Origin of the sequence: Mesorhizobium sp. M6A.T.Cr.TU.014.01.1.1 (genome assembly GCF_004022765.1) — a bacterium.
GTDB classification, from domain to species: domain Bacteria; phylum Pseudomonadota; class Alphaproteobacteria; order Rhizobiales; family Rhizobiaceae; genus Mesorhizobium; species Mesorhizobium mediterraneum.
Genome location: NZ_RZPG01000029.1, coordinates 19766 through 41683, shown reverse-complemented (window position 1 = coordinate 41683; position 21918 = coordinate 19766). Strand labels below are relative to the sequence as shown.

22 protein-coding genes are annotated in these 21918 nt (G+C 64.4%); 15 read left to right on the top strand and 7 right to left on the bottom strand.

The window, feature by feature from the left end; translation table 11 throughout:
• The first annotated feature begins 51 nt into the window (after window positions 1-51).
• The 5 genes from EN885_RS26830 (at window position 52) to EN885_RS26810 (ending at window position 5153) form a co-directional block, all read left to right on the top strand.
• Window positions 52-939 carry a LysR substrate-binding domain-containing protein gene (locus EN885_RS26830; RefSeq protein WP_127203955.1) on the top strand — a complete coding sequence of 296 codons (888 nt, stop codon included), beginning with the start codon at window positions 52-54 and terminating at the stop codon, window positions 937-939.
• A 264-nt stretch (window positions 940-1203) separates the two neighbouring features.
• The gene (locus EN885_RS26825; RefSeq protein ID WP_126105583.1) at window positions 1204-2298 is read left to right on the top strand and encodes an ABC transporter ATP-binding protein; all 1095 of its coding nucleotides are present in this window, start codon (window positions 1204-1206) and stop codon (window positions 2296-2298) included.
• Between the two features lie 75 nt (window positions 2299-2373).
• Complete coding sequence (locus tag EN885_RS26820; RefSeq protein WP_127292974.1) at window positions 2374-3489, top strand: ABC transporter substrate-binding protein; 1116 nt, start codon at window positions 2374-2376, stop codon at window positions 3487-3489.
• A gap of 24 nt (window positions 3490-3513) precedes the next feature.
• Entirely contained in the window at window positions 3514-4347 is an 834-nt protein-coding gene (locus EN885_RS26815) for an ABC transporter permease (RefSeq protein ID WP_127292976.1), read from the top strand.
• The gene (locus tag EN885_RS26810; RefSeq protein WP_128242210.1) at window positions 4347-5153 is read left to right on the top strand and encodes an ABC transporter permease; all 807 of its coding nucleotides are present in this window, start codon (window positions 4347-4349) and stop codon (window positions 5151-5153) included. Before EN885_RS26815 ends, EN885_RS26810 begins: the two co-directional genes overlap by 1 nt.
• Here the strand turns inward: EN885_RS26810 and EN885_RS26805 are convergent.
• Window positions 5150-5938 (bottom strand): fumarylacetoacetate hydrolase family protein, encoded by a 789-nt coding sequence (locus EN885_RS26805; protein WP_128242209.1) that lies wholly within the window; start codon window positions 5936-5938, stop codon window positions 5150-5152. The genes EN885_RS26810 and EN885_RS26805 overlap by 4 nt on opposite strands.
• Window positions 5939-6262: 324 nt before the next feature.
• Between EN885_RS26805 and EN885_RS26800 the strand changes: the two genes are divergently transcribed.
• Window positions 6263-6508: a DUF982 domain-containing protein gene (locus EN885_RS26800; RefSeq protein WP_126107400.1), complete on the top strand. Its 246-nt coding sequence runs from the start codon at window positions 6263-6265 to the stop codon at window positions 6506-6508.
• Window positions 6509-6552: 44 nt separating this feature from the next.
• Here EN885_RS26800 and EN885_RS26795 read toward each other — a convergent pair whose 3' ends face one another.
• Together EN885_RS26795 and EN885_RS26785 are read right to left on the bottom strand one after the other, a co-directional pair.
• Window positions 6553-7617 carry a glycosyltransferase family 2 protein gene (locus EN885_RS26795; protein ID WP_128242208.1) on the bottom strand — a complete coding sequence of 355 codons (1065 nt, stop codon included), beginning with the start codon at window positions 7615-7617 and terminating at the stop codon, window positions 6553-6555.
• Window positions 7618-8111: 494 nt separating this feature from the next.
• Entirely contained in the window at window positions 8112-9455 is a 1344-nt protein-coding gene (locus tag EN885_RS26785) for a dicarboxylate/amino acid:cation symporter (RefSeq protein WP_095489190.1), read from the bottom strand.
• A gap of 230 nt (window positions 9456-9685) precedes the next feature.
• Between EN885_RS26785 and EN885_RS26780 the strand changes: the two genes are divergently transcribed.
• Window positions 9686-11545 carry an ATP-binding protein gene (locus tag EN885_RS26780; RefSeq protein WP_206616852.1) on the top strand — a complete coding sequence of 620 codons (1860 nt, stop codon included), beginning with the start codon at window positions 9686-9688 and terminating at the stop codon, window positions 11543-11545.
• Complete coding sequence (locus EN885_RS26775) at window positions 11545-12900, top strand: sigma-54 dependent transcriptional regulator (protein WP_128242206.1); 1356 nt, start codon at window positions 11545-11547, stop codon at window positions 12898-12900. Before EN885_RS26780 ends, EN885_RS26775 begins: the two co-directional genes overlap by 1 nt.
• Before the next feature lie 30 nt (window positions 12901-12930).
• Here EN885_RS26775 and EN885_RS26770 read toward each other — a convergent pair whose 3' ends face one another.
• On the bottom strand, window positions 12931-13458 hold the full coding sequence (locus tag EN885_RS26770; RefSeq protein ID WP_128242205.1) for a hypothetical protein: 528 nt from the start codon (window positions 13456-13458) through the stop codon (window positions 12931-12933).
• Between the two features lie 44 nt (window positions 13459-13502).
• Window positions 13503-13928: an OsmC family protein gene (locus EN885_RS26765; protein WP_128242204.1), complete on the bottom strand. Its 426-nt coding sequence runs from the start codon at window positions 13926-13928 to the stop codon at window positions 13503-13505.
• Between the two features lie 286 nt (window positions 13929-14214).
• Here EN885_RS26765 and EN885_RS26760 point away from each other — a divergent pair, with 286 nt between their 5' ends.
• Window positions 14215-14940, top strand: a complete 726-nt coding sequence (locus EN885_RS26760; RefSeq protein ID WP_128242203.1) for a 3-keto-5-aminohexanoate cleavage protein — start codon at window positions 14215-14217, stop codon at window positions 14938-14940.
• Window positions 14941-14990: 50 nt separating this feature from the next.
• On the opposite strand, the gene EN885_RS26755 is transcribed toward EN885_RS26760, so the two are convergent.
• Complete coding sequence (locus EN885_RS26755) at window positions 14991-15827, bottom strand: NAD(P)H-dependent oxidoreductase (protein ID WP_128242202.1); 837 nt, start codon at window positions 15825-15827, stop codon at window positions 14991-14993.
• A gap of 93 nt (window positions 15828-15920) precedes the next feature.
• On the opposite strand from EN885_RS26755, the gene EN885_RS26750 reads away from it, so the two are divergent.
• Window positions 15921-16844, top strand: a complete 924-nt coding sequence (locus EN885_RS26750; protein WP_127203947.1) for a LysR family transcriptional regulator — start codon at window positions 15921-15923, stop codon at window positions 16842-16844.
• A gap of 81 nt (window positions 16845-16925) precedes the next feature.
• Here EN885_RS26750 and EN885_RS26745 read toward each other — a convergent pair whose 3' ends face one another.
• Window positions 16926-17654: a class I SAM-dependent methyltransferase gene (locus tag EN885_RS26745; RefSeq protein ID WP_128242201.1), complete on the bottom strand. Its 729-nt coding sequence runs from the start codon at window positions 17652-17654 to the stop codon at window positions 16926-16928.
• Window positions 17655-17907: 253 nt separating this feature from the next.
• Here EN885_RS26745 and EN885_RS26740 point away from each other — a divergent pair, with 253 nt between their 5' ends.
• From EN885_RS26740 to EN885_RS26720, 5 genes are all read left to right on the top strand, one after another.
• Window positions 17908-18429 (top strand): Lrp/AsnC family transcriptional regulator, encoded by a 522-nt coding sequence (locus tag EN885_RS26740; RefSeq protein WP_095489182.1) that lies wholly within the window; start codon window positions 17908-17910, stop codon window positions 18427-18429.
• Entirely contained in the window at window positions 18426-19589 is a 1164-nt protein-coding gene (locus EN885_RS26735; RefSeq protein ID WP_095489181.1) for a saccharopine dehydrogenase family protein, read from the top strand. Before EN885_RS26740 ends, EN885_RS26735 begins: the two co-directional genes overlap by 4 nt.
• A gap of 109 nt (window positions 19590-19698) precedes the next feature.
• Window positions 19699-20487 (top strand): ABC transporter substrate-binding protein, encoded by a 789-nt coding sequence (locus tag EN885_RS26730; protein WP_127203944.1) that lies wholly within the window; start codon window positions 19699-19701, stop codon window positions 20485-20487.
• A gap of 88 nt (window positions 20488-20575) precedes the next feature.
• Complete coding sequence (locus tag EN885_RS26725; RefSeq protein WP_128242200.1) at window positions 20576-21247, top strand: amino acid ABC transporter permease; 672 nt, start codon at window positions 20576-20578, stop codon at window positions 21245-21247.
• On the top strand, window positions 21244-21918 hold the full coding sequence (locus EN885_RS26720; RefSeq protein ID WP_095489178.1) for an amino acid ABC transporter permease: 675 nt from the start codon (window positions 21244-21246) through the stop codon (window positions 21916-21918). Before EN885_RS26725 ends, EN885_RS26720 begins: the two co-directional genes overlap by 4 nt.

Sequence of the window (21918 nt, the reverse complement as noted above, 5' to 3'; positions counted from 1 at the left end):
CTCGCCAAAAAGTGATATGTTTTCCCGGCTCATGCAAATTCGGTTCACCTCTTGAGAATTCCATCGACGCAGGCGCTGCGCGCGCTCGACAGTTTTGCCCGCCACGGCAGCGTCTGGCGCGCCGCTGACGAACTGCATCTGACCCGCAGCGCGGTCAGCCACCAATTGCGCCTGCTCGAACGCGATCTCGGCTTCGACCTGCTCGAGCGCATCGGCAAGGGCGTGGCGCTCACCTCGCGCGGCCAGCGCTACGCCAGCGACGTGCGCAAGGCGCTGACGGTGCTGGGCGATGCGGTGACGCGCCATGCCGGCACCGGCGTCGGCGGCTCGTTCAGCGTCAGTTGCACCCCGGGCTTCGCCTCGCTGTTCCTGTGCACTCACATTGGCGAATTCCGGCAGATGTACCCCGATGTCGCGCTGCGCATCCTGACGCCGCGGCGGCTGGACGATGTCAGCAATGCCGAGGCCGACGCCTTTATCGCCTTCGGCGTCGGCAACTGGCCGAACCGCGCGGTCGAGCTGTTGTGCGAGATCTCATTCACGCCTCTGTGCAGTCCGACGCTGCTCAACAAGATCGGCGGCTTTTCCAAGCCCGCCGACGTGCTGCGCGCCAATCTCCTGCATCTCGGCGACACCGAGGACTGGGCGCGCTGGCTGGCGCTGTCGAAGGTCGAGAATCCCGACATCGAGGGCGGCATCTTCTTTTCCGACATGAACCTGGTTTTCTCGGCGGCGATCGCCGGCCAGGGCATCGCCATGGGCGACGAGCTGACCAGCCGCCGGGCGCTGAGCGAAGGCCGGCTGGTGCGCCCGTTCGACATCGCGATCAAATCACCGCGGTCGTATTTTCTCGTGTCAGAGCATGCGAAGGCCGGGCATCCGGTGCTGAATGTTTTTAGTGGATGGTTGCGGTCGAAGCTGTCGGAGAACCAGCGTTAATCTCCCCCCTTGAGGGGGAGATGGCCGCGAAGCGGCCAGAGGGGGTTGGTCCGACTGGGCTCGGCCCGATCTGCTTTCAAAGAAAGAGGAAGTCGCCACTCCACGCGCAGCGACCCCCTCTGTCGCCTTCGGCGACATCTCCCCCTCGAGGGGGGAGATTAGCTGCATAGATGAATCAAATTTGCCGGTCAGGCGAAAACTATTCGGTTGCGGTAAGCCGCCGCCCTGCCTACGATTTCAATCAGCATTGAGGACAAAGGCAGGATGCAGCAACCCGGCCGGGCCGCAGAGATCAAGGCAATCGGGATCGGCAAGAGCTTCGGCTCATTCCGTGCGCTGGACGATCTGACGCTCGATATCGGCCGCGGTGAGTTCCTGACCCTGCTCGGTCCGTCAGGCTCGGGCAAGACCACCTTCCTGATGATCCTTGCCGGCTTCATTCAGCCCACCGACGGCCGCCTTTACAGCGACGGCGTCGACATCACCGAGCGACCGGCCGAGCAGCGCGCCGCCGGCATGGTGTTCCAGGGCTACGCGCTGTTCCCACATATGAGTGTCGAGGCCAACATCGCCTTCCCGCTCAAGGTGCGCAAGAAATCGTCGGCCGAGATCAAGCGACGCGTCAGTGAGATGATCGAGCGCGTCGGGCTGAAGGGCCACGAGAAGAAACTGCCGTCGCAATTGTCCGGCGGTCAGCAGCAGCGCGTGGCGCTGGCACGCGCCCTGGTATTCGAGCCGGGCGTGCTTTTGCTCGACGAGCCGTTCTCAGCGCTCGACAAGGGCCTGCGCGGCCAGATGCAGGCCGAGATGAAGCGGCTGCACCAGGAGACGGGCACCACCTTCGTCTTCGTCACCCACGACCAGAGCGAGGCGCTGGCGCTGTCGTCGCGCGTCGCCATCTTCAACCACGGCAAATTGCTGCAGGTCGGCGCGCCGGACGAGGTCTACGACCGGCCGGCCAACCGTTTCGTCGCCGAGTTCCTCGGCGAGATCAACATGCTGCCGCTGAAGGGCGTGCGCAACGCCGACAATGGCGCCACCGGCCTGTGCGAAGACCGCACCATCAACCTGCGCGGCAATGCCAACGCGGTCGGCAGCAACGCCATCCTGGCGATCCGGCCAGAATACATGTCAATCGCGCCCGAAGCGGCAGCGGGCGAGAACGGCATCGCCGCCACCGCGGTCGCCTCGACCTATCTTGGCGCTGCGACGCGGCTCGATCTGACGACACGCCAGGGCGCCAAGGTGACGGTCTCCGTGCCGAACGAGGTTGCCGCCTCGGCGCTCAGCAAGGGCAATTCCGTGTGGCTGACATGGCCGGCGGAAAAGGGTTTCCTCCTTCCGGACGGAGGACAATGACGATCGGCGTGGCGAAGCTGAAATTCGCCAAGCCTACTTTCGGGAAATATCAACGACAAAAAAAGGGGAACTGACATGACAAATGAAACCAAGAAACATTCCATCGAGACGCTGTCCGCCAGGGCGGCGCGCGGCGAAATCTCGCGTCGGCAGTTCACGCAGCTGGCTGCACTCGTGCTGGCCGGCACGCCGATGCTGCTGCGCTCGACCGGTGCCTTCGCGCAAGCCAAGCAACTGGTGCTGGTCAACTGGGGCGGCGACGCCATCACTGCCTATGATGCGGCCTATGGCCAGGCTTTCACCAAGGAGACCGGCATCACCGTCAAGATGGACGGCTCCGGCCCAACCGAAGGCGCTATCGCCGCGCAGTTCAAGAGCGGCGCTCCGACCTGGGACCTGGTCGACGTCGATCCGTTCTCGGCCATCACGCTCGGTGCGCAGGGCATGCTCGAGCCGATCGACTATTCGATCGTCGACAAGAAGAAGATGCGCGAGGGCTTCGGCTGGGAGCACGCCGCCTCGACCTATTTCTTCTCCTATGTCATCGCCTACGATTCCGAGAAATTCGGCAGCCAGGCGCCGACCGGCATGGCCGATTTCTTCGACGTGGCGAAATTCCCCGGCAAGCGCTCGCTCTACAAATGGGGCGTGTCGAGCTGGGAAGCCGCTCTTTTGGCCGACGGCATCGCACCGGCCTCGCTCTACCCGCTCGACCTCAAGCGCGCGCATGACAAGATCGCCGCCTTCAAGGAGAATGTCGTCGCCTATTGGGGCGGCGGCGCCGAAAGCCAGAGCGTGCTGCTCGACGGCGAGGCCTCGATGGCGATCGTCTGGTCGACCCGGGCCTCGCTGATCGAGCAGGATTCCGGCGGCAAGATCAAGTTCATCTGGGACCAGGGCCTGATCTCGCCCGGCGCGCTCGCAGTGCTCAAGGGCAATCCCGGCGGCAAGGACGCGGCGATGAAGTTCATCGCCAGCGCCCAGGATCCGGAAAAGCAGCTCATTATGTTCGACAAGCTCGGCCAGGGTCCGGCCAATCCGGCGACCGACGCGCTGATCCCCGCCGACAAGAAGCGTATCAACCCGGTCGACCCCGAAAACATGAAAAAGCAGATCGCGCTCGACATGGAGTGGTACGCCAAGAACTACGGGGCCGCGCTCGACGAGTACACGAAGATCATCTCCGCCTGATAGGCCTGGGGAAACCGGGCCGAGATGAAAGCATACTTCTCCGACAGGATGGGCGCGGCGCTATTGATGGCGCCGCTGCTCCTATTCCTTGGCGCCGCCTATGCCTGGCCATTCTTCGGCGTCGTGAACTGGAGCTTCACGCTGCCCGAGCCGGGGCTCGGCCAGTATGGCACGCTGCTTAGCGACCCGCTGGTGCAGTCGGTATTTGTCCGCACGCTGCGCATCGCGGCGATCGTCACGATTGTTTCGGTTGCCGCCGCCTACGCCATCACCGTGGTGTGGGTGCGCGGCACGCCGGCGCAGCGCGTGGTCGCCGAGTTCTGCATACTGGTGCCGTTCTGGATCTCGGTGCTGACGCGCGCCTTCGGCTGGGTGGCGCTGCTTTCCAATCGCGGCCTGTTCAACACCTGGCTGCAGGCGATCGGCTTCATCTCAGAACCGCTGACGCTGGTGCGCAACGAGTTCGGCGTCATCGTCGGCATGACGCATTTCCTCATTCCCTTCGCTGTGTTTCCGCTGGCGTCTTCCATGCGCAGCCTCGACGACCGCGTGCTGCTGGCGGCGCGCGGGCTCGGCTCCAGCCGCATGCGCACCTTCTGGTCGGTTTTCGTGCCGATGACCCGCTCCGGCATCATCGGCTCGGCGCTGATCGTCTTCGTCTTTTCACTCGGCTTCTTCGTGACGCCGGCGATCCTCGGCGGCGGCCGCAGCGTGATGATCGCCGAGCTGATTTACCTCCGCATCTTCCAGAGCCCGGACTGGGGGCTGGGGGCGGCGATCAGTGTCGTGCTGGTGCTGTTCGTCGGCGCGCTGATGGCGCTGCTGTTCCGCTATGTCAGACCGAAGCAGCTGATCTGATGCCGACTTACCGCCCCGGCCCCGTCTCGCTGATCCTCGCCGCCCTGGTTGCGCTGTTCCTGCTGTTGCCGCTGCTTGCCGTCATCCCGGTGTCGCTGACGCCGACCCGCATGCTGGCGATGCCGTCGGGCGAATTGTCGCTGCGCCACTACCGGGCGCTGATCGAGGATCCGCGCTGGATCAACTCGATCCTGCTCTCGATCAGGATCGGCGTCGTCAGCAGCGCCTTCTCCACCGTGCTGGCGCTCTGCTTCAGCCTTGGCGTGTGGATGTTCCAGCCGCGCTTCACTGCCGCACTGGTCGGCTTCGTGCTGCTGCCGATGGTGGTGCCGCCGGTGGTCTCGGCGATCACGCTCTACTTCCTGCTGACCTCGATTTCCGGCGCCAGCTCGTTCTTCGGCTATGACACCTGGCTCGGTGTCGCCATGGCGCATGCGGTGATGACGGTGCCCTTCGCCACGGTGCTGATCCTGGTGTCGCTCAGCCAGCTCGACCGGCGCATCGATCTTGCCGCGCGCGGCCTCGGCGCCACGGTGTGGGAGCGCGCCACCCGCATCATCATGCCCAACATCAAGTTCGGCATCGTCACCGCAGCCCTGCTGTCCTTCGTGCTCTCATGGGAAGAGATCGGCGTCACCCTGTTCATCACCTCGGTCAACGCCATCACGCTGCCGCGCCTGATGTGGATGGGCCTGCGCGACAACATCGACCCGGCGATCGCCGCGCTCTCGGTGATCCTGATTATCATCACGGTTCTGGTGCTTGTGGTGCGCAGTGTTGTGGTCAGGCTGCGCGGGGCGCCTTAGACAAAACTCACCGAGACGCGGCCAAACCTGCCTAAATCGCCGGTGACTTTGTCACCGGCCTCGACGCTTATCGGCGTCACACAGGTGCCGGTTATCACCATCTGTCCCGGCTGGAGTGCTATGCCCAGGCCCGACAGTTCATTGACGATCCATGTGAGCGCAATCCGAGGATCGCCCAATACAGCTGCCCCCGTTCCGTTATGCTGCGACTTTCCAGAAACGAAAGCGACCACCGGGTGCTTCGCGAGATCCACGTCGCGCCAATCGTCTTCTACAGCTTGGCCGATGACGAACAGATTGGCACAGGCGTTGTCCGCTATGAGCTGCGGCGCCCCGACTGCGCAGAAATCATCGTATCGTGAGTCCGGTATTTCGATCGCAGGGTGCAATGCCGCTACGGCATCCATCACCTCAGCGATTTCATAGGGTGCTGGACGAGGCGGCAGCTGGCGGCCGAAACGGAAAGCGAATTCGATCTCGGCCACGCGCATCTTGCTCGTCGCCAGGGAAATGGCCCCACCGACCTCAATCTCTTTTTCAGCCAGGAGACGCCCGGCCATCGGGCCGTCGACGTTGATGTGCCTTTGTCCGGCCAGACTGGTTGCGGCAATCTTCCAACCGAAAAGCGGAGCCGCCGAACGATCCATCACATGCGACTGGATAGCGTAACCTTCGATCCGCGTTTGTGGCCGTAACTCCTGGGGTATGGCGTCGAGACGGGTGCCCTTCTCCCAATGGCTCACCAACAACTGGGACGCGGCCCTGGCCTTTTCTGGATCGAGCATCGTCAGCTCCGGAAATCAAAGAAGACGCCTCACTACCCGTCGCTTCGTGGATCAGGAGCCGGCAAGGAACATTCTGCTAATGGACCCGTCCACACATGGGGCAAGGATAGATGACCAGGAATCGCGAGTCCACATTCACGCTCCGCATACCAGGCATCATAGCCGGCCTGCCCCTGTCAGATCGCAGTGCCGTCGCCGATTGTCTTTCCGAGATGGAACAGCGGGCGACGTCTCCATCACCGGGTTCACGCCGTGGTGATTGGTGACAAGGAAACCTTGTGCCATCGGATGCGTTTTAGGGTGTTCGACAGCAGGGGCTTCACCATGAATCAAGGATGGTTTTCCAGGCCGGTGTCAGTTTCGGTCGGCATTGCCGGCGCGACCCGACACATCTTGAGCGCACAGCAGGCAGTAGAACTACTGGCGGGCCATTGGCGGGATGCGGGCAGTCTGCAACACAGCTCAGCGCTGCGCGCATGCCGCCGGGCCATGAGCGGCGATGTTTCAGCCGAAATCGCCAGGGATGCGTTTGTCGGAGCCGCGCGGGAGGCGCATGTTCTGGTCGAGTGAGCCGCCGAACAGAGCCGGATAGTTGGCGGCTATATCAAGGCAAGCTATCCCATGGCGTGGCGGATAGTCTTGGACAGACGGCTGAGGAATGCCGGCCTGGACGATGCGTCAAGCTTCCACGATAGGACCGCCGTCGCCATTTTCCGCGGCAACACCCCGACCGACAGGAACCACGCGGCAAGCACGGCGCGCCGGCGCAGGGACGCGGTCATTTCGAGGCTGGCGACGGCGCCGGCCGCCCCAAGCGCCAGCCGGGAATCGTCGGCCACGGGGTGCTGGCGCCTGTCTGCGCACAGCGACGCCAGCCGCTCTTCCAGGTGGACCGGATCGTGGCGGACAGCCTCCGACGGCACGATGGTCAGGCCGATCTCGGAGGCCTGGTCCGACAACGCCTGCATGCGGCGGAAATCGTGGATTACCCTCCAGCGCGCCCGCTCGGCGAGCTTTTCACCGAAGACCGAATGGTTGGCGCCGTGGATCCGGTATGCGCCGACGCATTCCTCGATGGACTGGACGTGCCCATACATGGGCGCCAGCGTTGCAAGATAGCCGTCGGCGCCCTGACGGAACTCCGGCTCCGGAATCGGCATGATCGATTCCAGGGTTGCGCGGTCAAAGGCCAGCCCGCTGGTCACGGTTGTTTGATAGCGGCCCTTGTGCAGCAGTTTCGGCATGACGTCGCCGCTGTCGAAGGGCAATTCGGGCGGCGGAAAGACGTCCTTGATGCGTTGCCGCTCGTCGACGATATGCAGCCTGGACTGCACCTGGGCCGTTGCCGCATCCCAGGTGTCGACGATCGTGGAAACGGCGGTCGGATAGAGATAGTCGTCGGCGTCGAGGAAGAGGACGATCTTGCCGGAGCTTGCCGCAAAGCCGGTGTTGAATGCCGCCGCATGCCCGCCATTTTGCGCTCGCGGACACGCGACGATCTCGCCGCGATATGATTCTATGATTGTCGTGGAATTGTCCTGCGATGCATCGTCGACGACGATGACTTCGACGTCCGCGTAGTCCTGCTCCAGGGCGCTGTCGATGCTGCGTTTGAGGAAACGCGCGTAATTGTAGTTCGGAATGATGATGGATACCGGAATCCTCGGTGCAGACTGCATCGCGTTTGACCTCGCATCTTGCTTTGGTTTCGGCAAAAGCCCGCTCACGGGCCTGCCCCCTCTTCAAGCGCGACGAGTTCCTGAGAGGAAAGCCTGCGCCTTCCATCAGGAGACGAGTCACGTCTCTTGCGACTTCGTATTGAGGCCGCCATTGCCTTCGAGGCTGCCGCCTTGGTCAAGGTTGCGGTTGGCGGCAGCAAAAGCTCCGACGGTTTCGGCCGGTCGCAACCGAGCCCGACGGAAATGTCTCGCCTTCGGTCGCGATCAGGTCGGGATCGAAGTGGACGAGCGCCTTGAAGGCATGGCGGATACTGGCCTTCAAATGCGGCTGGGACAAGCCCCGCGCCAAGAACAAGGCTCACAAGCCTGTTACATTGAGGCAGGCGCGCAGCGGCGTGGCCTGTGGATAATCGCAGATGTTGGAGATGGGCAGCGGCTAGCCCGAAGCCGGCGGGGAGCCGGCTCCGGGCCTTGCGTGCTGATAGCCTGAACGATCAGGCGGGCTGCAGCCCGGGCAGCGACAGGTCGGCTTCCTCGGGCAAGTCGCCGGCCATTGCGGCAGCGAACTTGGTCTGGTCGAGTTCCCCTTCCCAGCGCGCCACGACCACCGTCGCCACCGCGTTGCCGATGAAGTTGGTCAGCGCCCGGCATTCCGACATGAAGCGGTCGACGCCGAGGATCAGCGCCATGCCGGCGACCGGCACGGTGGGGACCACCGAAAGCGTCGCGGCCAGCGTGATGAAGCCGGCGCCGGTGATGCCGGCGGCACCCTTGGAGCTCAGCATGGCGACGGCGAGCAGCAGGATCTGGTCGCCGAAGGTGAGCGGCGTGTCGGTCGCCTGCGCGATGAACAGCGCGGCCAGCGTCATGTAGATGTTGGTGCCGTCGAGGTTGAAGGAATAGCCGGTCGGGATGACCAACCCGACCACCGAGCGGTTGCAGCCGGCACGCTCCATCTTGGCCATCAGGCCCGGCAATGCCGCTTCCGAGGACGAGGTGCCGAGAACCAGCAGCAGCTCCTCCTTGATGTAGCGGATCAGCGCCAGGACCGAGAAGCCGTTGTAGCGGGCAACTGCGCCAAGCACCACCAGCACGAACAGCAGCGCGGTGAGGTAGAATGTGCCGATCAGCATGGCGAGGTTGGCGATCGAGCCGATGCCGTATTTGCCGATGGTGAAGGCCATGGCGCCGAAGGCGCCGATCGGCGCGGCCTTCATCAGGATGGCGACGAGGCGAAAGATCGGCGTGGTCAGCGCCTGCAGGAAATCGACGACCGGACGGCCGCGATCGCCGACCATGGCCAAGGCAACGCCGAACAGCACCGAGAAGAACAGCACCTGCAGGATGTCGCCCTTTGCGAAAGCGCCGGTGATGGTGTCGGGGATGATGTTCATCAGGAAGCCGACGATGGTGGTGTCATGCGCCTTCTCGGCGTAGCCCGTCACCTTCGTGGCGTCGAGCGTGGCCGGATTGATGTGCATGCCGGCGCCGGGCTGGACGACATTGGAGACGACGAGACCGACGACAAGCGCCAGCGTCGAGAACACCAGGAAATAGATCATCGCCTTGCCGGCGACGCGGCCGACCTTCTGCAGGTCGGAAACGCCGGCAATGCCGGTCGCCACCGTCAGGAAGATCACCGGCGCGATCACCATCTTCACCAGCTTGATGAAGGCGTCGCCGAAGGGTTTCATCGCTTCACCGGTTTCGGGGTAGAAGTGGCCGAGAAGCACGCCGGCGGCGATCGCCGCCAGCACCTGCACATAGAGATGCCGGTAGAAGGGAAGTTTGCCGCGCGGCTCGGCGGCAGCGAATGCTGTCTGCATGACGTCCTCCATTGTGCTCCGATCGAAAGCTCGACCTCCCGGAGCAATTGCATTGACCACCCCCAGCAGCCTCACGACCGCTGAATTCGTGTTTTGCAACTGCCGTGCCAAGTGCGCGGAAAAGAGCCTACCGTTTGATTTTATTGAATACTCTCGGACCCAAGGTTTCGTCTCGCGCACAGAAAGTGCGGATATTCGCGTAGCCGAATTGTGCTTTGTGCGAAATCATGCACAAATGTGTGATGCTGCAACGCCCCGCCGCCGCCTTGCCGTCGACGCCCGAGCAACTCGGCAGGCGGGCGCGCCGTGCCTGGCTGCTGTTTGCGGCCATCGCTCTTGCGATCGCCACGGCCGCACTTCACGGCGCCGGTCTCTATGGCCGCACCACCGAACTCGGGACACTGGCGGCGCAAGGCCGCACCGACGCCAATCTGAAGGTCGCGCTGCTACGCGCCGTGCTGGAAAGCCCGCGCGCCCTGCCCCTGCTTTTGTCGGAAGACCAGCAGGTGCGCGATGCGCTGTCACAGAAAAGTGCTGCTGCAATCGATGTGCTGAACCGCAAGCTCGAAGGGCTGGTCTCCGGCACCAAGGCTTCGGTGCTCTATGTCATCGGCACCGACGGGCTGGCGATCGCCTCCAGCAACTGGCGCGAGCCGATCAGCTTCGTCGGCAACGACTACCGGTTCCGCGATTATTTCTCCGGCGCGATGCAGGCCGGCACTGCCGAATATTTCGCGCTCGGCAATGTCAGCAAGCGTCCCGGCCTCTACATCTCGCGCCGCGTCGGCGACGCTGCCGCCCGGCTCGGCGTCGTCGTCGTCAAGGCGGAATTCGATCAGCTCGAAACCGACTGGCACGAGGCAAACCGCCCGGCCTATGTCAGCGACGAGAAGGGCGTCGTCCTGATCACCAGCGTGCCGTCCTGGCGCTTCATGACGGCGACGCCGCTGGCCGGGCCTGATCTTGCCGCCATTCAGAACAGCCAGCAGTTCGGCGACGCACCGCTGATGCCGCTGCCGATCACGCGCCCCCAGGCACTCAGCCCGGACGTCTCGATCGTCCACGCGGTGACGCCCGGCGGCAGCGACGCGGAATATCTCAGGCTTTCCACACCGGTCCCTTCGACCCCCTGGCGGCTCGATTATCTCGTTCCGGCTGAAGCGCCGATCGCCGCCGCGGTCCGTGAAATGCGGCTCCTTGCACTCGGCGTCGTTGTCCCGTTGCTCGGCCTTGCTGCGTATCTGTTGTGGCGTCGGCAGTCGGGACAAATGCGGGTCGCCGCCGAACAGGCGGCGCGCACCGAGCTCGAACGCCGCGTCGTCGAACGGACCGAGGATCTGAGCCGCGCCCGCGACCGGCTGCAGGCCGAGATATCAGGTCACCGCAGCACCGAAGCCAAGCTGCAGGTGGTGCAGCAGGATCTCGTCCAGGCGAACCGCCTCGCCATCCTCGGCCAGGTTGCCGCGGGCGTCGCGCATGAGATCAACCAGCCGGTTGCCACCATACGCGCCTATGCCGACAACGCCCGCACCTTCCTCGACCGCAAGCAGACAGCGCCGGCCGAGGAAAACCTCGGCGCCATAGCCGCGCTGACCGAACGCATCGGCACCATCACCGAAGAATTGAAGGCCTTTGCCCGCAAGGGCCGCACCGCCGCCGAACCTGTCGAATTGCGCGACGTCATCGAAGGCGCCGTCGTGCTCTTGAAAAGCCGCTTTGCCGGCCGGCTGGACGCACTGGCCATCGACCTGCCGCCGCCTGCCCTCAAGGTCATGGGCAACCGGGTCAGGCTCGAACAGGTGCTGATCAACCTCTTCCAGAACGCGCTGGAGGCGCTGGAGGGCCGCGACGACGCAAAGGTGCGGGTTTCGGTCGAGGAGACGGCGGACGGCGTGACGGTCGGCGTGTCCGACAACGGACCGGGCATTCCGCCCGCAATCCTTAGATCGCTGTTCACGCCATTCAACACATCCAAGGAAAAAGGCCTCGGCCTCGGCCTCGTCATCTCGAAGGATATCGTCGCCGATTATGGCGGACGCATCGAGGTTTCGAGCGACGACAGCGGCACCCGCTTCACCATCCATCTCTTGAAAGCAGCGTAATGGCCAACGACAACGCAGCGCCGGTCATTCTGATCGATGACGACAGCGATCTCTTGAGGGCCACCGCGCAGACGCTGGAGCTTGCCGGCTTTTCGGTATCGGCTTTTTCGGTGGCGGCCGAGGCGCTGGCCAGGCTCGACGCCGGTTTTGCCGGCGTGGTGGTGTCGGATATTAGGATGCCGGAAATCGACGGCTTGCTGCTTTTCGACCGCGTCCTGCGGCTGGACGCGGACATTCCGGTCATCCTGGTCACCGGGCATGGCGACATCGCCATGGCGGTCAAGGCGATCAAGGACGGCGCCTACGACTTCATCACAAAACCCTTCGCCGCCGACCGGCTGGTGCAGAGCGTGCGCCGCGCGGTGGAAAAGCGCCGCCTGGTGATGGAAAACCGCGCCTTGCGCGAGGCGGCCGGAGAAGCGCAGGACGGCTTGCCGCTGATCGGCCAGACGCCGGCGATGGAAAGGCTGCGCCGCACGCTGCGCCAGATCGCCGACACCGATGTCGACGTGCTGGTGACCGGCGAAACCGGCTCCGGCAAGGAGGTGGTGGCGAGCCTTCTGCATCGCTGGAGCCGCCGCGCCAGGGGCAATTTTGTTGCGCTGAATTGCGGCACGCTGCCGGAGACGGTCATCGAGAGCGAATTGTTCGGCCACGAGGCCGGCGCCTTCACCGGCGCGCAGAAGAAGCGGATCGGCCGCATCGAGCACGCCAGCGGCGGCACGCTGTTCCTCGACGAGATCGAAAGCATGCCGGTCTCGACACAGGTGCAGATGCTGCGCGTGCTGGAAATGCGCGAGGTCACCCCGCTCGGCACCAATGAGTTGCGGCCAGTGGATTTGCGCGTGGTTGCGGCCGCCAAGGTCGATCTCGGCGATCCGCGCCAGCGCGGCACGTTCCGCGAGGACCTCTACTACCGGCTCAACGTTGTGACGATCTCCATTCCGCCGCTGCGCGAGCGCCGCGACGACGTCGCCCTGCTGTTCTTCTATTTCGCCGAGCGCGCCGCCGCCCGCTTCCGGCGCCCGGTGCCGACTGTCCCGGCCGCGGTGCACCGCCATCTCAGGGAGCATGACTGGCCGGGCAATGTGCGCGAGCTCGCGCATTTCGCCGAGCGGCTTGTGCTTGGATTGGAGGAAGACGCTGCGACGCCATCCCCTGCCCCAGCTGAGCCGGATGCCGCCATGAAGCTGCCGGAGCGGTTGGAGCGCTACGAGGCCGACATCATTCGCGAGACGCTTGGCCGCAACGAGGGCGACGTCAGGCGCACGATCGAAGCGCTGGGGATTCCGCGCAAGACCTTCTACGACAAGCTCCAGCGCCACGGCATCGTGCGCAGCGAGTTTTCCCGATAAAGGTCGCCCAGCGCGGCGGCTTCGATTGCCTCAGGCCTTCTTGCGGTAAGCCTCAAGCTCCGGATCGAGATCGACGCTCACCGCATTGGTGAACACGGTCGTCGCCACCATGATGCCGGCGAAGGCGACCAGGTTGACGAGCCGCGGCTCATCGTAGCGGGCCTTCAGTTCGGCCCAGATCTCATCGGGAATGGCATTGGCGTCAGTCGCGATGGCCTTGCCGAAGGCAATCAGCAGCGCTTCATCGGCTGTCGGCTCGATGCTGTCGGGATCGAGCCCCATATCGATCAGCGCGCGGCGAAAGAAGGTCACCGGCACCTCGGCCCGGCACGCCGCGGAAATCGTCAGCGAAAACAGCCAGATGGCGCGATCGTCGAGATCCGGTCGCAGCAGGTCGCGCAAGGTGAACCACTCGGCATAGATGCGATGGGCGGCCGGCGAATGCAGCAGGATGCGCTTCATGTTCGTCATCCGGCCGCGCAAGCGCAGTTCCTCGTCGTGCGCCGCACGGATTTCAGGCGAGGCGGTGTCATAGTCGATCGGGGAAATGCGTGCCATGGGCGGCCTCGGAGGATGCGTGAAATTGGGCAATCAGGATGCGATCAGCCGGCGAGCGTGGTGACAAGCTCGGGCGTCTCACGCAGCGTGTTGCTGACCGTGCAGATCGTTTCGGCGTCCTCGACGATCCGCTTTTTCGTGGCCTCGTCGAGATCGCCCGATATGTCGAGTGTGATCGTGAGCTGGCCGATGCGGGAAACGTCGCCCGCCGCCTTTTCGCCGCTCACATCGGCGCGGACCTCGCCGAGGCTGGCAGCGACACCCATGCGCGTGGCAGCGATGCGCGCGCTCAGCACCATGCAGGCGGCCACGGAGGCATAGAGAAGGTCGAGCGGATTGAAGCCCGGCGCGCTGGCACCGGTCACGACGTCGACCATGCCGCCGGTTGGCGTGGTGACGACGGGCAAGCTGCCCGGCGACAGCACGGCAACCGCGCCGGTCGGTCGGGTCCTGACCTTGAGCTCACTCATTCGCAAATATCCTTTCGGCCGGCCGGGCATGGGGCCGGATACCGCAGCATTCGCCAACGATCGTCAAGCTAGCCGGTCCCAGCAGTGCTGCTTGAGTTCCCAATATGCGTCAAATACCCATATCTCGCCTGCCAACAAGATCGTGACTGAACAAGATGATAGAGGCATATCCTGCCGGATTGCATTGGGTCAGGCCGTATCCGTCTGTCAGGAATGCGCGCCGGACCCGATTCCGGTTTTCAGGGTCATGCGCTAGACTGGCTGCAACCGCAACCGGGCCACTCGCATGATCGTCCAGACCTGCATCAATGGCGCGCGCAGCACCGACTTCCACCCGCAGCTGCCGCTTGACGTAGACGCCATGGCGCGCGACGGCGCCGCCTGCGTGGCCGCTGGTGCCGCCGAGCTGCATGTCCATGCGCGCGGGCTCGATGGCCGCGAAAGCCTCGCGCCTGAGGCTATGGATCCGACCATGCTGGCGCTGCGCCGCGCCTGCCCAGGAACGCTGATCGGCGTATCGACCGGCGCCTGGATCGAGAACGACGATGAGCGCACGCTGGCGGCGATCGCCGGCTGGACCGAGTTGCCCGACTATGCCTCCGTCAATCTGAGCGAGAAGGCCGCGCCCGAGGTCATGCAGAGACTGCGCCAGCGCGGCATCGGCATCGAGGCCGGGCTCGCCTCCGTCGCTGACGCCGAGCGCCTGGTCCGCCTCGACCATGGCAGCCAGGTGCTGCGCATCCTGATCGAGATATCGGAGCAGGAACTGGACGTGGCACTGGAGGTCAGCGACGGTATCGCGGCGGTGCTCGACCGCGCCGGGCTGCGTCGCGCCATCTTGCTGCACGGCGCCGACGCCACGGTGTGGCCGTTCGTGCGCAGGGCGGCGGAGCGGAACTGGTCGACGCGTGTCGGGCTGGAAGACGGCAAGGCGCTTCCGGACGGCACTACGGCATCAGGCAACGCCGCACTGACGGCCGCGGCGGTGGCGATCTTCCGGGCCGGTCGCTGATTCATCCCATAGGTTTCGGGCGCCTTGCCCGATTTTTTCGGGACCTTGCGTCAGGCCACGTCCCGCAAAGTCGAACGCGGCGTCGCCGACTTGGCGGTGGCGCCGGCACGGTCCTCATGAAGCGCGAAACCCGCGGCGCCCGGATCGCCCAGTTCGGGGCGGAGCTGCATGCTCGGGATGTGATAGTCCCCGCCATTCTGCTGCCGATAGGGAATCGGCCGGGTTGTCTCGAGCGTCCGCATCCTTTCGCGCAGGCGCTCCGCGACAGGCTCGAAATCGGCCTCCCCGAAACGATCCACTCTGTAGACCACGAACGGCGGAAGCACGTCGTAGCCCGGATAATAGAGAATCCCGTGATTGATCGGGAACAGCAGGTCGTCGATCGGGCCGTTGACGCCGCGGGCGGAGTAATGCTCTTCCCAGCCGCCAGTGGTCACGATCAGCATCGCGCGCTTGCCGGCGAGCGTTCCCTCACCAAAGCGGTCACCCCACCGCTTGTCGCTATGCTCGCCGACGCCATAGGCGAAGCCGTAGGCGTACACCCGATCGACCCAGCCCTTGAGGATCGCCGGCATGGCGTACCACCACAGCGGGAACTGGAGGATCAGCGTGTCGGCCCACAGCAGCTTGTCGATCTCCGCCTTAACGTCATCGGTCAGAGTGTTGGTCGCAAAAGCTTTTTTGGAGGCCCCAGCCGGCAGGAAGCGTGCTTCGGGCGGCCACGACGGAAAATCGGCACGGTCCACCTCGGATTTCCAGCCATCGGCATATAGGTCCGATATGCGCACCTCGTGGCCCTTGGCCTCGAGTTCCCTGATGGCGACGTCACGCAGTGCGCCGTTGAGCGAACGCGGTTCAGGATGAGCAAAAACAAGCAGGACTTTCATGGGTCAACTCCGAAGAAGGACAATGAACGCGAAAGGTAGCCAGCCCCGGGCTAATCCGCTATGTCTAGGTAATACATAAGATTATGCCGAATAATGGATAGATCCGATGTGACCCTCGAGCGCATGCGCACCTTCGTTCGCGTCGCCGAGCGCGGCAGCCTCTCGGCGGTGGCGCGCGAGCTCGGAGTTGGGCAGTCGACGGTCACACGGCATCTGCGCGAGCTCGAGGAGGCCATCGGCGTGCCCTTGCTCAGCAGGACCACCCGGCGTGTCACGATGACCGATGAAGGCAGCCGTTACTATGCCGACAGCATCCAGATCCTGCGCCTCGTTGAGCAAGCCGGCGATGAAGCGCGGGGCACGCGTGGCGCGTCGGCCGGCACGATCCGGATATCCTGCACGGCGGCACTCGGGGTCTTGCACATCAGCCGGCTGATCTTCGCCTTTCAGGACCGCTATCCCGACATCGGCATCGATCTCAGCCTCACCGACGAACGCATCGACCTTGTGCGGGAGGGCGTCGACATCGCGCTTCGCCTCGGTCCGCTCACCGACAGCTCGATGAAACTACGGGCGCTCGGGCAGTCCCGGCGTCTGCTGGTGGCCGCGCCAGCCTATCTGGCGGCGCGGGGCAGACCGGCTGGCCCGCAGGATCTGCCTGGCCATGAAGGCATCCGGATGTCGAACATCGCGGGAAGCGACACGCTCGCCCTGCAGGGGCCGGAGGGCGAACGCCATGCGGTGCCTTTTGGCGGCCGATTTCGTGTCGACCATGGACTTGCCGCGCGCGAGGCCCTCATCGCCGGACGCGGTATCGCGCCCGCCCATCACTGGCTTGTCGACGATCTTCTGGGGGCCGGCCGGCTGGAAGTGGTCTTGCCGGACTACGCCCCGCCTCCCGTACCGCTGAGCATGCTGATCGTCCCGGAGCGCGCGGGCATTGCCCGGGTCCGGCTGCTGGTCGACTTTCTCGCCGAGCGGATCGGCGGCATTCCCGGTATCCAGAAGCCGCGTTAATGCCCTCGGTCGGCTGCGGCACTGGCAGAACCCCCGACTTCCGGGATACCGGCCTCGTCAAGGCCGCCACCAAAACGGCGCTCAACGTTGCGCCGCGACAATCAGCATCATCGGCCGCTCCAGTTCGTCGGCAAGATCAGGAGCCTGCGCGACCTGATCGGCCGTTGGGCGCCATTCCTCGACCCGGCGTATGGTGAAACCCGCTTCGATCAGCGCGTTCAGCGTCGTTGCGAGCATGCGATGCTGCTTGAGCACGCCCTTGGCGAGCCAGTCGGTGGTACGCGGACCTTCCACGCTATAGCGATTGACCGGCCACGTCTTGCGGCCGTCGACATCGACCGACCAGCCTGGGTGAGACGGTGCCATGTAGATCGGGTGCTCGATGGTGAAGACGAAGTGCGCGCCTGGAAGGAGCGCATCATGCACTGTCTTCACCAGCCGGTCGAAATCCTCGATGTAGTGGAAGGCAAGCGAGCTGTAGGCGAAGTCGAACGATGCCTGGGGCAGTTCGAGGCGGTCGAGGTCGGCGATGACATAGTCGACATCCGGGTCGCTGGTGTCGGCCCTGGCCCGTTCTATCATGTTGCGGGAAAGGTCCAGCCCAAGGACATGCCTTGCGCCACGCGCCTTTGCCCAGCGGGCAAACCAGCCAAACCCACAACCGAGATCGACAAGGCGCTTGCCGTCGAGATCGGGAAGCAATGCGCGTATTGCCGGCCATTCCGGTGCGCCGTCCAAGCCGTGAACCGAGCGCGCCATCTGGCTGTAACCGGCGAAGAATTCAGGCCTGTCATAGATATTCTGTGCCATTGAGCTTCCGTTTCGGGGCTTGGAGGACCTTTGGTTCAGGTTGAGGCTTAGTGCCGATGGGCGAGACACAGCAAGGGGAAGCCCGTGCCTCGGTAATGTCCACCTGGGCTGCCCGGCTTTGCAAGTTTCCTGCCATCCTGCCTTGTTGACAAGCGGTTGAACGCACTTGCAGTTTCGAAAAATAGTCCCTAGGCTATTTTCATATCAGAAAGAAAACTTCTTCGATAATTCCATTTTATGAAAGCCTAGGCGTTTGCGGGAACATCTCGATCAGACCGACCGGCGACTGGTCAAGCTGCTGTCGCAGGATGCGCAGCTTGGCGTCAATCGCCTCGCCGAGAAGATGGCTGTCTCCGTCCCGACCGTGCGCATGCGGCTGCGCAACCTCTTGGACCGCAACCTGCTCAAGATCGTCGGGCTGCTCAACCTGACCGAGCGCCCCGAGCTGATCTCGGCGATCGTCGGCATCAATGCGCAGGGGCGCGGCCGGGCGCGGGAACTGGCGCAGCGTATCTGCGAGCTGCCTTTCGTGAACTCGGCCTCGGTGGTCACCGGGCGCTTCGACATCATCGTCGACGTGACGGTGGCCGGCGATGTCGCCGACCTCTACCGCGTCACCAGCGAGCTGATCCCCGGCGCGGGCGAGCCGGGCGAAGTCGTGCGCAGCGAGACCTTCGTCGTCATGGCCTCCTGCAACAAATGGGTCAGCCTGCCGGAAGGCTGCTGGTCGGACGAGAACAAGCGCGACGAAACTGGCCGAAAGGAAATGCCATGAAGATCGCGGTTCTCGGCGGCCTCGGCCTGCAAGGCCGGGCGGCGATCGCCGATCTCGTCGCCAGCGCTGGTGTCGAAGAAGTCGTCTGCATCGATACCGCGCCGGATGGGGCAGCCCGACTTGGCGGCCTGACCAACCTTGACCGCGTGCGCTTCGTCGTGCCCGAAGGCGCGATCGGTCCAGTATTGGCGGAGGTGCTGGTGGGTGTCGACGCCGCCATCGACCTGTTGCCGCAGCCGCTGATGCGCGAGGCGGTGCAGGCGGCGATCGCGACGCGCACGCCGCTGGTCACCACCAATTACGGCAAGACGATCGCCGACCTTGCCCCGGCGGCACAAAAGGCCGGCGTCTCGATCATGACCGAATGCGGGCTCGACCCCGGCATCGACCTCGTGCTCTACGCGCGCGCCGCAAAGCAGTTCGACGCCATCACCGCGATCGATTCCTATTGCGGTGGCATCCCCGAGCCGAAGGCGATGGCCAAGCCGCTATGCTACAAGGTGAGCTGGAACTTCGACATGGTTCTGATGAGCCAGAACCGCGACAGCGTGGTGGTCGAGGACGGCCAACGGGTCGAGGTGCCGGCCGGCCGCCAGCACGACAATCCTTTCATCCATCAGATCGAGGTCGAAGGACTGGGCAGCCTAGAAGCCTTCCCCAATGGCGACGCACCGCATTATGCCGGCATGCTTGCCGCCGCCAAGGGGTTGCAGCGCTCCGGCCGCTATTCGCTGCGCTGGCCGGGCTGGTCGGCGTTCTGGGCGCCTCTGAAGGAGCTTGGCTTCCTCTCTGAAGACAAGGTGCCCGGCGTCGGCGCCAGCCCACGCGAATTTCTTGGCCGGCTGCTCGGGCCGCAACTGCAATATGGCGCCGACGAAAAGGACCTTTGCGTGATGCGCAACGTCTTTACCGGCAGTGAAGGCGGCCGCCGCAAGACGGTGACATCGGACCTGATCATCGAACGCGATCTCGCCTCCGGCCTGTTCGGCATGAGCCTCGGCGTCGGCTATCCCGCAAGCATCGTGGCGCAGATGCTGGCGCGGGGCGAAATCACCGAGCCCGGCCTGCTCAACCCGCTGCTGCATGTGCCTGATGGCCGCTTCCTCGACGAATTGGCCCGGCGCGGTATACGGGTATCCGAAACGATCGACTGGGACTGAAGGATTTTCGAACGGTGGCCGCCGCCGGCAACGGCGCTGCCGCTCAAAAAGCACCCCAAGGGGTGGAACAACAAAGTGGAACAACAACGACAACAAGGAGGAATGCCCAATGAAGATTGCCAAGCTTTTCATAGCAGGCCTTGCGCTCGCCGGCCTCACTGCCGCAGCCAGCGCCGGAACGCTCGACGAGATCACCAAGCGCGGCGAGTTGCGCGTCGCCGTGCAGACGCAGGGACCGCCCTTCTCGCTCGTCGGTGCTGCCGGCGAACGCACCGGCAGTTCGGTCGAGCTCGCCGAGCTGATGGCCAAGGAGATGGGCGTCAAGATCACCTTCCTTGACTTCGACTGGGATGGGCTGATCCCGGCACTTTTGTCGGGCAAGGCCGATCTTCTGGTCGCCGACATGACGCCGACGCTGGCGCGTGGCATGAAGGTCGCCTTCACCAAACCTTACATGTATACGGGCAGCACCGTCTTCACCAAGGCTGACAGCAAGTTCAAGACCACCGAGGACTGCAAGGCCAAGGGCACCAAGATCGCCGTGCTGCTCGGCGCCACCGGCGAGAAGGAAGCCAAGAACGCCTTCCCTGATGCCGACATCAAGAGCTACAAGGGCGGCGGTCCGCTGCTGCTCGACGCCGTCAACAACGGCCAAGCCGATTGCGGCGTCAATGACGTCTCGGCGGTGAAAGGCCAGTCGACCGCCTATCCGGCCGGCAGCTTCACCATCATGCCGGACCTGCTGTCGAAGGAACCGCTTGCCTTCGCCACCCGCTATGACGAGCCGGACCTGCTGGTCTGGATGAACCTGTTCCTCGACCAGGTCAGCGTCGACGGCCGCCTGCAGAAGAACCTCGACTACTGGGTCAATTCCGAAGATTGGAAGAAAGACCACTAAGCAGCGATAGATCCGAGCGGTTTCGCGCGCGCCCCGGCGCCGCGAAGCCGCCCGGAATCCGTTTCGCCCGGGGGAAATCCGTCCAGCGATGCTCGAAAACTTCAGCTTCCGCACCATCGTCGAATATCTGCCCTTGTTCGGGCAGGGCCTCGTCACGACCGTGTGGCTGTCTGTCCTCTCCTTTGCCGGGGCGCTCGCCGTCGGCATTGGGCTCGCCGCCATGAACCTGCAGCGCGGGCGGCTGTTCCGAATCCCGGCCAAAGCCTATATCGACGCGGTGCGCGCCACCCCCTTGCTGGCGCAGCTCTACTTCCTCTATTTCGGCCTGCCGCGGCTCGGCATCATCCTGCCTGAGCTCGTCGTCGGCATCCTCGCTCTGTCGCTGAACAGCGGCGCCTATGTCGCCGAGATCATCCGCGCCGGCATCCTGTCGATCCCGCGCGGTCAGGTCGAGGCCGGCGTCGCTTCGGGGATGACCTATGTCCAGCGCATGCGCCTGGTCATCCTGCCGCAGGCGTTCAAGGTGACGATCCCGCCGCTGCTCGGACAGGCGATCGTGCTGGTCAAGGATTCCGCACTGCTGTCGCTGATCGCGGTCGCCGAGCTGACGCGCGCCGGACAATTGCTCGCCTCCGACCGCTTCATGCCGGCGGAGGGCTTTATCACCATCGCCGCCTTCTACCTCCTGCTCAATTACGGGCTGAAGGGACTGGCGGCGCTGTCCGGGCGCTGGCTCGGCCTAGCGGGGGCACGGACATGATCTGGCAGCAGCTGCAAAGCATCGCCGGCAGCTATCCCCTCGCCCTGCGCGGCCTCGGCATGACCGTGATGCTGTCGCTGATCAGCCTGGTGCTGGGCACGCTGATCGGCTTTGGCCTCGGCATCCTGCGGACCGGCGGCAACCGGCTGATCAGCGGGGCGATCGGCGCCTGGGTCGACCTGATCCGCGGCACGCCGTTCCTGGTGCAGATCTTCCTGATCTTCTTCATCCTGCCGGAACTCGGCATCGAGCTCGACGCCTTCACCGCCGGCATCATCGCGCTGACCAATCTGGCCGCCTGCTTCATCTGCGAGATCGTCGTCGCCGGCATCCGCTCGGTGCCGACCGGCCAGGTCGAGGCGGCGCTGGCGTCCGGCCTGTCGCGCTGGCAGCGCATGCGCCAGGTGGTGCTGCCGCAGGCGATGCGCATCGTGCTGCCGCCGCTGGTCGGGCAGTATGTGCTGCTGATCAAGGATTCTTCGGTCGTTTCAGCCATCGGGCTCACCGACCTCACCCGCGTCGGCTGGCTGGTGGTGCAGCGTGTGCCGAACGGCCTCCTAGTCTTCTTCCTCGTCGGCCTCGGCTATTTCATCGTTTGCTATCCGCTGATCATGCTGGCCCGCCGGCTGGAGCAGCGCATGGGTGCGGCCCATGGCGAGGTGCAGTTATGA